18 protein-coding genes and 1 tRNA gene are annotated in these 9390 nt (G+C 58.7%); 12 read left to right on the forward strand and 7 right to left on the reverse strand.

What is annotated here, in order from left to right; translation table 11 throughout:
• The first annotated feature begins 196 nt into the window (after nucleotides 1-196).
• Nucleotides 197-382 (forward strand): hypothetical protein, encoded by a 186-nt coding sequence (locus AB8B20_RS04175; protein WP_139069921.1) that lies wholly within the window; start codon nucleotides 197-199, stop codon nucleotides 380-382.
• Between the two features lie 124 nt (nucleotides 383-506).
• On the opposite strand, the gene AB8B20_RS04180 is transcribed toward AB8B20_RS04175, so the two are convergent.
• A complete protein-coding gene (locus tag AB8B20_RS04180) occupies nucleotides 507-833 on the reverse strand; it encodes a hypothetical protein (RefSeq protein WP_439071775.1) in 327 nt (108 codons plus the stop codon).
• Between the two features lie 104 nt (nucleotides 834-937).
• Between AB8B20_RS04180 and AB8B20_RS04185 the strand changes: the two genes are divergently transcribed.
• From AB8B20_RS04185 to AB8B20_RS04195, 3 genes are all read left to right on the forward strand, one after another.
• The gene (locus tag AB8B20_RS04185) at nucleotides 938-1156 is read left to right on the forward strand and encodes a hypothetical protein (RefSeq protein ID WP_115028836.1); all 219 of its coding nucleotides are present in this window, start codon (nucleotides 938-940) and stop codon (nucleotides 1154-1156) included.
• Nucleotides 1157-1300: 144 nt separating this feature from the next.
• On the forward strand, nucleotides 1301-1546 hold the full coding sequence (locus AB8B20_RS04190; protein WP_439071776.1) for a hypothetical protein: 246 nt from the start codon (nucleotides 1301-1303) through the stop codon (nucleotides 1544-1546).
• Nucleotides 1547-1642: 96 nt separating this feature from the next.
• Complete coding sequence (locus AB8B20_RS04195) at nucleotides 1643-2002, forward strand: PRC-barrel domain-containing protein (RefSeq protein ID WP_439071777.1); 360 nt, start codon at nucleotides 1643-1645, stop codon at nucleotides 2000-2002.
• An 80-nt stretch (nucleotides 2003-2082) separates the two neighbouring features.
• Here the strand turns inward: AB8B20_RS04195 and AB8B20_RS04200 are convergent, their stop codons facing one another.
• Entirely contained in the window at nucleotides 2083-2256 is a 174-nt protein-coding gene (locus AB8B20_RS04200) for a DUF3606 domain-containing protein (RefSeq protein ID WP_089264239.1), read from the reverse strand.
• 255 nt (nucleotides 2257-2511) lie between these two features.
• Between AB8B20_RS04200 and AB8B20_RS04205 the strand changes: the two genes are divergently transcribed.
• Nucleotides 2512-2679, forward strand: coding sequence for a hypothetical protein (locus tag AB8B20_RS04205; protein WP_184516808.1), 168 nt, complete (start codon nucleotides 2512-2514; stop codon nucleotides 2677-2679).
• 28 nt (nucleotides 2680-2707) lie between these two features.
• Here AB8B20_RS04205 and AB8B20_RS04210 read toward each other — a convergent pair whose 3' ends face one another.
• From AB8B20_RS04210 to AB8B20_RS04220, 3 genes are all read right to left on the reverse strand, one after another.
• Nucleotides 2708-2929, reverse strand: a complete 222-nt coding sequence (locus tag AB8B20_RS04210; protein WP_184516811.1) for a hypothetical protein — start codon at nucleotides 2927-2929, stop codon at nucleotides 2708-2710.
• Nucleotides 2930-3227: 298 nt separating this feature from the next.
• Nucleotides 3228-3413 (reverse strand): hypothetical protein, encoded by a 186-nt coding sequence (locus AB8B20_RS04215; protein WP_231080628.1) that lies wholly within the window; start codon nucleotides 3411-3413, stop codon nucleotides 3228-3230.
• 208 nt (nucleotides 3414-3621) lie between these two features.
• A complete protein-coding gene (locus AB8B20_RS04220) occupies nucleotides 3622-3747 on the reverse strand; it encodes a hypothetical protein (protein ID WP_283805494.1) in 126 nt (41 codons plus the stop codon).
• Between the two features lie 161 nt (nucleotides 3748-3908).
• Here AB8B20_RS04220 and AB8B20_RS04225 point away from each other — a divergent pair, with 161 nt between their 5' ends.
• The 4 genes from AB8B20_RS04225 (at nucleotide 3909) to AB8B20_RS04240 (ending at nucleotide 6330) form a co-directional block, all read left to right on the forward strand.
• Entirely contained in the window at nucleotides 3909-4433 is a 525-nt protein-coding gene (locus tag AB8B20_RS04225) for a PAS domain-containing protein (protein ID WP_439071778.1), read from the forward strand.
• A 112-nt stretch (nucleotides 4434-4545) separates the two neighbouring features.
• Nucleotides 4546-4764: a hypothetical protein gene (locus AB8B20_RS04230; RefSeq protein ID WP_175368959.1), complete on the forward strand. Its 219-nt coding sequence runs from the start codon at nucleotides 4546-4548 to the stop codon at nucleotides 4762-4764.
• A 138-nt stretch (nucleotides 4765-4902) separates the two neighbouring features.
• Nucleotides 4903-5352, forward strand: a complete 450-nt coding sequence (locus tag AB8B20_RS04235; RefSeq protein ID WP_089264233.1) for a VOC family protein — start codon at nucleotides 4903-4905, stop codon at nucleotides 5350-5352.
• Nucleotides 5353-5682: 330 nt separating this feature from the next.
• Nucleotides 5683-6330, forward strand: a complete 648-nt coding sequence (locus AB8B20_RS04240; RefSeq protein WP_439071779.1) for a glutathione S-transferase family protein — start codon at nucleotides 5683-5685, stop codon at nucleotides 6328-6330.
• Nucleotides 6331-6351: 21 nt separating this feature from the next.
• Here the strand turns inward: AB8B20_RS04240 and AB8B20_RS04245 are convergent, their stop codons facing one another.
• Nucleotides 6352-6504 carry a hypothetical protein gene (locus tag AB8B20_RS04245; RefSeq protein ID WP_439073084.1) on the reverse strand — a complete coding sequence of 51 codons (153 nt, stop codon included), beginning with the start codon at nucleotides 6502-6504 and terminating at the stop codon, nucleotides 6352-6354.
• A 12-nt stretch (nucleotides 6505-6516) separates the two neighbouring features.
• Nucleotides 6517-6771 (reverse strand): PilZ domain-containing protein, encoded by a 255-nt coding sequence (locus tag AB8B20_RS04250; RefSeq protein WP_439071780.1) that lies wholly within the window; start codon nucleotides 6769-6771, stop codon nucleotides 6517-6519.
• Between the two features lie 329 nt (nucleotides 6772-7100).
• Between AB8B20_RS04250 and AB8B20_RS04255 the strand changes: the two genes are divergently transcribed.
• From AB8B20_RS04255 to AB8B20_RS04265, 3 genes are all read left to right on the forward strand, one after another.
• A tRNA-Glu gene (locus tag AB8B20_RS04255) sits at nucleotides 7101-7175 on the forward strand.
• 746 nt (nucleotides 7176-7921) lie between these two features.
• Complete coding sequence (locus AB8B20_RS04260) at nucleotides 7922-8623, forward strand: hypothetical protein (RefSeq protein WP_439071781.1); 702 nt, start codon at nucleotides 7922-7924, stop codon at nucleotides 8621-8623.
• A 32-nt stretch (nucleotides 8624-8655) separates the two neighbouring features.
• Nucleotides 8656-9072 (forward strand): DnaA N-terminal domain-containing protein, encoded by a 417-nt coding sequence (locus AB8B20_RS04265; protein WP_158596793.1) that lies wholly within the window; start codon nucleotides 8656-8658, stop codon nucleotides 9070-9072.
• Nucleotides 9073-9390: the final 318 nt, after the last annotated feature.

Below are 9390 nucleotides of genomic sequence, written 5' to 3' on the forward strand. Positions count from 1 at the left end.
CGTTTGCGCTGGAATATCCAACCTCGCTTCACAGCGGTGATGCGAGGTTTTGTTTTGCCGGTGATTCGGTGTGGGAGATCTCAGCTTGTGTGAGCGTCGCGCGCTGCAACTTATCCACCGGTCGCCTTGCAAAGATCGGATTGATGCCGCATTCGGCATTGATGCTCTCCTTGGGGAGCGAAACGAAGAGAAGAGAATGAACGAAGAAAGAATTTCAGCGGCACGCGCCGACATGGAACGCCGGGTGGCAGAATTTCGCGAGAAACAGGCGAAGTTCCAGCGCGAACGTGAAGACTATTACGAGACCACGATCGAAAAGGTACGGGCAACCGACTGGAACGAGTTCGTGACACCCCGTCAGGAGCGCCGTGTACGGCACTAGCTACGATCTGCTCGCAGCAGCGACCAATAAAAAGCCCGCCATTTCTGGCGGGCTTTTTATTGAATGCGCGTCACGCGCGTGCAGCGCAATAGGCCCGAAGCAATGCTCCGGGCCGTGTTCGGCCCTACCAATAGCCATAGCTGCGATAGTAACGCGGGCCATAGGCATAGGGGCCGGGACCATAGTAACCGCCATAGTAAGCCGGACGGTAATAGCGCGGTCGGTAATAGCCGTAGCCGGGACCGTAGCCATAATAGCGTGGGCCATATCCGTATCCGTACGGTCCGTACGCACCATAGGCCCCCGCGGCCAGCGCACCTGCGGCAATACCAAAGCCGATTGCGGGACCCGGTCCCCAACCTCTACCCCATCCGCGCGCTTCAGCAGACGCCGTCATGGCGGTCGTGCCGATCGCTGCGACAGTGGCCAGGATCAATACTGCCTTTTTCATGTGATACCCTTTCTGTTCACCACCGGCCAAATAACGCCAAGCTTTTTTGTTGGTTTCAGGGCCTGTAAGATTTCACCGCTCGGGTTCCGGACCGGAGGTGCGTCATGATGCCCATTCGCTATCGTCGTGCGCAGCTCGCACGCCAGCTTCAGGCCTTTCACGCGGCGCACCCCGAATTCATCCGAGAGCGGCTTCGCGCTTTCGATGAACACAACGGACGCGACAAGATGATTCCCGTGACGCATCGCAAAATGAAACCGTCACCCTATACGCGTCGCTTGGCTGCGCTCCCCCGCGACAAGGCGCCGATTAGCTCGGGGTGAAGCCTTAACGCGCCCCATACCGCCTTCACGTTTCATTCACCATGAGGGGCCGGTTATCGGAACGGCTCGCAAAGCCGACGCTTTCCTCTCCATGAATGTACGCGGTGTCGCACGGACACGCGTGCGAGCAGTGGAGTAATGGCGATGATTGAACAGATCGCAAAGATCGACAAGGCGCTCGATGAATTGCTCGTCGGTCTTGGCCAGATGGTACTGCGCCTGTCGAGTCCGCACGTCACGCGTACACGCGAGGAACGCGAGGCTCTTGTCCGCTCAGTCAATCAGTTCTCAACCTGCGCAGCCCGCTCCAGCGATCCGCGGGTCCTCAAGCTTGCTGACGACTTGCAAAATACGCTGAAGCCGCGCCTGCATCTCGTGGCCAGTCGCTGACGACGCTGGGCGTCCCAAAACATTTGCAGGGCAACGACGTAGGAACGTTTCTCCCTTTCACCTGTTGGCCAGACACAACCAAAAGGGAGGCTCTACATGCCCATCGAAGCAAGTGAACAAGGTAACCTGATTGGCAGCGACAAGGTCGAAGGCACCGCAGTGTTCGGCGCTGACGACCAGAAGATCGGTTCAATCGAGCGCGTGATGATCGACAAGAAGAGTGGCCGGGTGTCCTACGCTGTGCTCAGCTTTGGCGGCTTTCTCGGCATCGGCGACGATCACTATCCCCTGCCCTGGCAGTCGCTGAAATATGATACCGCACTGGGCGGTTATCGCACTGGCGTAACGCAGCAGCAGCTGGAGAACGCTCCCAAATACGGCAACGACAATAGTTGGAATTGGGCTGACACATCGCGGGCCCGCGCGGTGAACGATTACTACGGCGTTCCCATCTGACGCCCGGGATATACCATACAGCAGAACGGCACCCGATCGGGTGCCGTTCTTGTTTGTTCACCCAGTCCGATGCATCGGCTCTAGTGCGCCAGTTCCTTGCGCACTGCCGCAGCCGCATTGCCGACTTTCTCTACTGTTGCCTGCAGCTTCTCGCGGGACACACCGAGCTGATGGGTCCAGTATTTCACCTCATGCGCCTCGTGCATGTTGATCTTGCTGCGATCCGGCTGACCCTTGTTCTTCCGGTCGTCCATCGTCGTCGGCCTCTTCAATTAACTGGTTGATATAAATGGCGAGCTGCTCGCCGGCGTCATTGAAATCTTCGTCCACGCAAGGTGTCCCATATGCCGTTTGGTGAGTGCAAAACATGCACGACTGTGACTTGTTCCGGGCGCCGCTCACCTGCCCCACAAGCAATCGTTCAAATGCCGGAGATTCCGCCAACCCGGCTTTAACTGCACTTCCAGAACTCGGAGAACCCGATCGCCCCCGCGGCATTATGGGAGATGATGTCCACAGCCCTTGTCGTTCAAACCGTCGAACTGAGGCCGAATCCGCCGCCTTACGGTCGGCTGTCATTGCGTACGGGGGCCTGGGACCAGTTGCAGGCGAAACGAGCCTATGACGACCATCACGAGCTGCCCGAGGCGCCGGTCGAGCTCGACAAGAAGGTCTGAGGTAGCCACCAGTCCGCGGCGATCCACGCTATTGCGAAACGCCCCCACCAATGCCGACGCTCCCGCCGACCCTGATGCAGGTCGACGTCCCCTCAACCTGCACGAAGCCGGCGCCGTATTGCTTACACGGATCTGGTTTTCGTGGTGCCGGCGTCATGCTCTGCTTCGTTGCCACTGGCTTCTTCGACGCCGCAGCGAAGGCCTGCAGCGGGATGACAGCGATCAGCAGTCCAACAGCGACAATTCTCATGGTCTTCCCTCGCCGCTTGCATGCGGTCGCATAGCTCATTGGAACGAACGCCGCAGTGCGGTGTTTCCATGGCATGGGACCGAGAGAAGAAGATAATAGTGTATTCCTGCTCAGCGCGGTCGCGCTTGTCTGCGGAATGATCGCCTTCGTACCGTGGCTCCTCGAGCCGATACCCGCTGTTGCAAGCAAAAACGCCCAGCATGTCGCTTATGAACGACCTGTGTCGCAAGAGCCGGTGCGCGTGATCGTGCCATTCACCCCGAACACCACGCCGAGCCAGCGTTGACGCTTTGCTTGGTTAGTTGGCAGTCACGGGCTGGCCGGCGGTGCGAGTGAGCTTGTCGGCTTTCAGCAGGACATGGTCCGTTGCCGGCTGCGGCCGGGCGAAGAAGCTCACCGCGACAAAGGCTGCGCAGAACAGAAATCCCACCAGCATCACCCGTCGATGCGTCGGCTTGTCGGCATTGTGAAACGAAGCGGACATGGTCACTCCCTCGATGGGAAATGAATAGCTCACTCTTATTTCCGCGCAATCAAACTCTGGTTTTAACCTAACCGATGAAGGTTACTTGGCCGATCGGATTTTAACGAAGCCGTTGTGGACTGTTAATTTCCGGCGCTCCCGCGATCAAACTAAACTACAGAACCGCATCGTGAAGCGATCCTACCTGGTTCGTTACTTCCTCGGCCTGTTACTTCTTATCGACGTTGTCCTGCGAGATCGGGGGAGCGCAGGTCTCCTTCGCATACTTCTCAGCGAGTTCGAATATTTCGCGACGGCGCTCCGGCTCGTTAATGGTGAGGTAAGTCACAACCATTTTTAAGGCCTCCTCGTCCGAAGCCCTTCCAAACCGCCACACGAGTAACACTCCCAAGTTGTACAGAAAGGTTTCGGAACCTTTTCCCTGTACGTTGAATTGAATGCCCATCAATATACGCAATATTACGATCAGTTGGCCAATAAGTTCCGGGAGCGGTGATGATTGTCGGTCGGCCCATCTCGGAGATCTGCAGGGAGCTCGCCATCTCGGCGCAGGCGAGCCATCAGACAGTTCTCGCGCAGATCCTGCGGATGGCTTCGCTCGAAGCCGCCCAGAGCGGCGTGCGTCATCATGAAGGCGATTCCAGTATCCAGGATCGATTGGTCGGCACCTGGGACTGGGACATCGCCAATGACCGCGTCTATGCAGACAGCAAATTCGCCCGTCTGTTCGGCGTCAATGCGGATTTGGCCTCGCGGGGCACGCCGTTACAAGACTGGCTGGATGCCATTCATCCGGACGACATCGATGATGTCGCCGCCGCTATCAATCGCTCACTGACCACCGGTCAGGTGTTCTCCCGTGAATATCGCGTCGTCTCTCACGGCGACACGCATTGGGTCTATGCGCGCGGCAAGTGCACGCTCGATTCGTCGGGCAAGGCGGTTCGGTTTCCCGGCGCCATCGTCGACATTACGCGGGAGAAGATCGATGACCATCATTTCAGCATCGTCCCGACCTAGTCCCGTACGATTCGAGATTGCCCTTTACGACAGCGTTGCCGATAAAATGCTGCGGTCACGGCTTAATACATCGTCGCCGGGAACGTAGCCTTGCGCTGCCGGTTATGCCCGCATGGCAAGGAAATTTTTTAGCGTCGTCGTCGTTCGCTCCGTCGAGGAATCCGTGGAGATAGTCGTGGAGGCCAAGAGCGCCGATGATGCCCATGTGGCGGCCATTCAGCATTTGCAAAAAAGCGGTGACGAATATGCGTGGGAGAAGCCACGCAAGGATTTGACCGTCTGGCACAAGCGGGAAATCGATACGCCCGCCATCGTGGATGTCAGCGCCTGAGGGCAACGCTCTTCACAATTCAGATGGTGCGCCCTCTTTCTCAAGACGACATCTGCCATTTGTCTTGTTTAGCTGCTATGGCAAGCGCCGCTGCCCTAGTGGTTGCACGCTTGTGTCGATCCCATGGAGACAATCCCAATGCGCTACCTTCACACCATGCTGCGCGTCCGCAATCTGGATGCGGCCCTGAAATTCTATGCCGATGCGCTCGGGCTCAAGGAAGTCCGCCGGGTCGACAACGACAAGGCGAAATTCACTCTGGTGTTCTTGTGCGCCGCCGAAGACGAGGCGTTACTTGCCAAGACCAAGGGACGAGGCGCGCCGCTGGTCGAACTCACTTACAACTGGGACGAAGAGAAATACGGCGAGGATCGCTATTTCGGCCATCTCGCTTACGAAGTCGACGACATCTATGCGACCTGCGACCGGTTGATGAAGCTCGGCATCACCATCAATCGTCCGCCGCGCGATGGCCAGATGGCCTTCGTGCGCTCGCCCGATCTGCACTCCATCGAGCTTCTGCAGAAAGGCGACGCACTGCCGCCGCAGGAGCCATGGTCGTCAATGCCCAACACCGGACATTGGTAACTCACAAAACGCATCGCTGCAGGTGCAGCGGTGGAACGCCATGAGCAGTGCCGCGTTGTTGACGCGATACTGATTTCATGGAGGCTGAGACAATGGGACGTGGAATTCTGCTCTGGCTGCTGGGTGTACCGATTCCGGTGATCATTCTGCTGTGGCTCTTCTTCGGTCGCTGACGCCTCCCAAGCTGAACCCATGAACAGGCCTCGCTCACGCGGGGCCTGTTTTGTTTGCGGGCTCGCTCCTTTGTGAGAGGTCAGCACCAGACCGGCCTTGCGATGGCGGCGCGTTGCTGGCTAAACCTGCGGCGCTTATTCGCCAGCGAGGTTCATCGTGCCACAGACTCCCACTCCATCCCTGCAGATCTGGGGCCGCGCCAATTCGGTCAATGTGCAAAAGGTTCTGTGGTGCTGCCATGAACTCGACGTCGCCTATGAGCGCATCGATGCCGGCATGCAATTTGGCCGCAACAGCGAGGCCGACTATCTGGCGATGAATCCCAACGGCCGCGTGCCCACCCTGATGCAAGGCGATTTCGTGCTGTGGGAATCCAATTCCATCATGCGCTATATCGCCCTGGCCTATGGCGCTACATCGCCCCTCTACCCATCCACGCCAAAAGTGCGCGCCGGGATGGAGCGCTGGCTCGACTGGACACTGACGACATTGCAGCCGGCCGAGCGCCCGTTGTTTTGGGGACTGGTGCGGACGCCCGTCGCCGACCGCGACATGGCCGCGCTGCAGAAGGCCGCGGATGCCAATGCGGCGCTGTGGGAGATGGTCGACCGGCAACTTTCCCGTCAGACCTGGATGGAAGGCGACGATTTCAGTCTCGCCGATATCGCCATCGGTTGCTATGCGCGGCGATGGTTCGGCGTCGAGGGCGTCATCCGCCCTGCACTTCCGCATCTGCAACGCTGGTATCAGGTGATCTCGGCACGGCCTGGCTTCCAGACCTATGTCGCGCCACCGCTCTCCTGAACGCAGGCGTTCGTTTGAACGTTAGTTCAACGAACGTTCGAGCAGCAGGACGCCCATGATCAACACCAGCGTGATCCCGGCCACGACCAGGCGCATGGTCCAGTTCATGCCACGGCCGATCCACCACAGCAGCGCGCAGCCCATCAATACGGGAATGACGATATCGGGGCGCACGATCGTGGAGCCCTACGCGATGAAGCGAACGCCCAGCGTCTTGCCGCGGCGCCAGACCACTTCACACATACGCCCGGTGCGTGCGTCGCGCGAGAAGGCCAGCTTCATCTTGTTGGGGACCGACGTGGGATCGTCGACGACGACTTTCGCGCCGGAGGCCGAGAGATCCAGCACATTGCATTGCCGGGCCGCGAATCCACCGTCCAGCGTGATCCATGCGGCCTGGTGTACGGACCGGCGTGTGTCGCGTTTTTTCGTCACTGCCATCGCATCACTCCACGCCCCCGGGAGAGAGCCTTAAGCCCGCATGCTTTAAGAACCGTTGAGAGGTGCAGAAGAGTTCGAAATGTCCTGTGCACAAGGTCCGTGCGCCGCGCATGGGGATCATCCACCTGATCCCTCACCGCCCACTTGCCGACCCGAACAAACGTCACTATACGTTCGGCCGCTGGCACCAAACTGATTTGCTTTCGGTCGGTGCCGCCCGCGATAGATCAGCCCTAAAGCTTTGATGTTGCGGCGATTTTAGAAATAGCCGTGCAGAACCGCGGTATCCTTGGCCTGATTTCGGGCCGCTGGATCGGCCGGGGTTTTTTGCTCCCTTCGTCTATCGGTTAGGACGCCACCCTTTCACGGTGGAGAGAGCGGTTCGATTCCGCTAGGGAGCGCCAAAGCCGCTTTCCCCAAAAAATTCCTGAATAAATTCAAAGCCATTCGCAAAGGCCAGCATTCGTGTTGGACGTTTTGTTGGACGTTTTGCAAAGACGTTCGTTCTTGGCTTGTTCACGGCGTATCGTGACTCATGTCTCCGCAATATCACCCCACACCACTACCCGGCGGCGATTGCAAGGCTCTCAATAAGGAGCTGACAAAGGCGCGGGGGTGACGCTGATGCTTACCCGCCAATCGGACGATCTGCAGGCCAAAAGGCGAATCGCTGATCCGGAAGCTGACAAGCTGTGCTGCGAAGTTGGAACGAGTGCATGTGGGCGATGTCCGGCTTCACATGAAGATAAACTGTTCCTCGCCGGAACACTTTCCAGCGATGTTGCTCCATACCCTCGATGAATGTTCCCAGCGGGCGCGCCAGCTTGGGCGTCACTCTATGGCGCGTGAAATCCTTGAAATTAGCGTGGCGGACCAATAATCCCGCGCCGCAAAGTGGGCGGAGGATCGAAGCCGTCACCGATCGCCGCTATCTGGGCCGATCGCGGCTGCCGTTGGATGCGAGGCGGTGGCGGGCCTACCGGCCGACTGCCAAGCACAATGTCAGCGATTGGTGAGCGGACCTAAAGGCCGTCGATTATTGACCTTGGCGCCTCGTCAATCTCCGCATAACACGAATCTAACAAATCCCGTTTGAAGACTTTACCGCGGCCGCAAGCGCCCCAAAAAAGCTCAATCGGAACGAGCGTCGATGACGATTATCAGAAGAAAACACAACTCCCGCTACGCATCGTTTCCAAACTCAATCTGGGAAGACGGCCGGATCGGCGTCGATGAAAAAGGCGTTCTGGGATACTTGCTGTCACGGCCCCCGAATTGGGCTGTGCATCTGTCGCAGGTCGGGCGGGTCATGGGTGTTGGCAAGGATCGCATGCAGCGCATCTTTCGCACCCTGATTGCTGCCGGTTACGTCACGCGCGAAACGATCCGCAATGAAAATGGTGCGTTCGTCGCCCTCGAATATGTGATCCGTGACGAGCCCGCTCCCGTGGCGGACGTCGATGATGTCGCGGGCGTTGTTGCAGATGCTGTGGCATTTCTACCGCAGCCTGAATACCCGGCTCCGGCTGACCCGGCGCCGGCTAGGGCGGCTGCATATAAAGAAATGAAGAAACCAAATACTGACTTTACTAAACCTTTTTCTTATACCGAGAGTTCTACTGCTGCGCGCGCGCGACCCGCGTCGACCCCTCCACCTGTTCGATCCGAGGCGCTGCAATCCCAAATTGCTGGCCGGCTGGGTCGCGGGGACGTGGCGCTTGGCTGGGAATTGCTCGGCGAACTTGCTCCTGGCCGGTTAGACCAGCTCACCGCCCAGCAGCGATCTGGCACCCTGACTGAAGAAAGCCTGGCAAAGGTTCGACTCGAGCTGATCAGCCGGAGGGCAGCGTGACAGGTGGCCTTTCAATGGATCGCCTATCTCGCTTGGCAGAGACGCTCCGCAAGACCGATGATGCCGATGCGAGGCTGTTGGCCAGGTTGATCGAGGGATTTGTGCACGTCATTGACGATGCCGTGCAGTCTTCCACGACGGGGCAGTCAGACGTCGCCGCGCCCGCTGCTCGCCCCGATCCTTTAGGGCGGTGGGACACTGATCCGCTGCTGGCCGCCGTTGTGGGACGTCTACGGAGGCGGCTTGGCGATGACAAATGCGGCGCCTGGATCGCGAAGCTGAGCTTCGTTGGCGAAACGGCGGATGTCGTTACGCTGGCTGCACCGACCAGCTTCGTCGCTGACTACGTCAATGCTCAGTTCGGTCTGACGCTCCTTGAGGCGTGGCAAGCAGAGAAGCCAACCGTCATGCGGGTGAAGGTTCGTGCTGCCCCACCTGATCCGCAGTGACCGACGTGCGCTGCCGAAGTATGCAATTGGGCGGAACATGAGCGCTAGCGCATCAGCGAATTATACGGCTCGACGGCCCTTCGGATGTCGAACGCCGCATCGCGCCACGGGACAGGACCAGCCAGTATACTGCCAGACGCGCCCCCCCCCGGCGTAGGGACCGTATGCCCTGTTTTTCGTGTTACACGGGGTCGCAGCCCCTAGCATTTTGTCAGTAGATCACCTCGCAAGCGGTACACGCGTGCACGCATTCACACGTGTGTTTCCACGTATGACTCTGGCTGAGCCTCCCCGTGACCTCCCGCAGGACGGTCACCT

Origin of the sequence: Tardiphaga sp. 866_E4_N1_4 (assembly GCF_052076075.1) — a bacterium.
GTDB lineage: Bacteria > Pseudomonadota > Alphaproteobacteria > Rhizobiales > Xanthobacteraceae > Tardiphaga > Tardiphaga robiniae.

Bases quoted from the DNA above. Each gene is read 5' to 3' on its own strand.
- AB8B20_RS04175 (WP_139069921.1), top strand. From the start codon at position 197: ATGAACGAAGAAAGAATTTCAGCGGCACGCGCCGACATGGAACGCCGG.
- AB8B20_RS04180 (WP_439071775.1), bottom strand. From the start codon at position 833: ATGAAAAAGGCAGTATTGATCCTGGCCACTGTCGCAGCGATCGGCACG.
- AB8B20_RS04185 (WP_115028836.1), top strand. From the start codon at position 938: ATGATGCCCATTCGCTATCGTCGTGCGCAGCTCGCACGCCAGCTTCAG.
- AB8B20_RS04190 (WP_439071776.1), top strand. From the start codon at position 1,301: ATGATTGAACAGATCGCAAAGATCGACAAGGCGCTCGATGAATTGCTC.
- AB8B20_RS04195 (WP_439071777.1), top strand. From the start codon at position 1,643: ATGCCCATCGAAGCAAGTGAACAAGGTAACCTGATTGGCAGCGACAAG.
- AB8B20_RS04200 (WP_089264239.1), bottom strand. From the start codon at position 2,256: ATGGACGACCGGAAGAACAAGGGTCAGCCGGATCGCAGCAAGATCAAC.
- AB8B20_RS04205 (WP_184516808.1), top strand. From the start codon at position 2,512: ATGTCCACAGCCCTTGTCGTTCAAACCGTCGAACTGAGGCCGAATCCG.
- AB8B20_RS04210 (WP_184516811.1), bottom strand. From the start codon at position 2,929: ATGAGAATTGTCGCTGTTGGACTGCTGATCGCTGTCATCCCGCTGCAG.
- AB8B20_RS04215 (WP_231080628.1), bottom strand. From the start codon at position 3,413: ATGTCCGCTTCGTTTCACAATGCCGACAAGCCGACGCATCGACGGGTG.
- AB8B20_RS04220 (WP_283805494.1), bottom strand. From the start codon at position 3,747: ATGGTTGTGACTTACCTCACCATTAACGAGCCGGAGCGCCGTCGCGAA.
- AB8B20_RS04225 (WP_439071778.1), top strand. From the start codon at position 3,909: ATGATTGTCGGTCGGCCCATCTCGGAGATCTGCAGGGAGCTCGCCATC.
- AB8B20_RS04230 (WP_175368959.1), top strand. From the start codon at position 4,546: ATGGCAAGGAAATTTTTTAGCGTCGTCGTCGTTCGCTCCGTCGAGGAA.
- AB8B20_RS04235 (WP_089264233.1), top strand. From the start codon at position 4,903: ATGCGCTACCTTCACACCATGCTGCGCGTCCGCAATCTGGATGCGGCC.
- AB8B20_RS04250 (WP_439071780.1), bottom strand. From the start codon at position 6,771: ATGGCAGTGACGAAAAAACGCGACACACGCCGGTCCGTACACCAGGCC.
- AB8B20_RS04260 (WP_439071781.1), top strand. From the start codon at position 7,922: ATGACGATTATCAGAAGAAAACACAACTCCCGCTACGCATCGTTTCCA.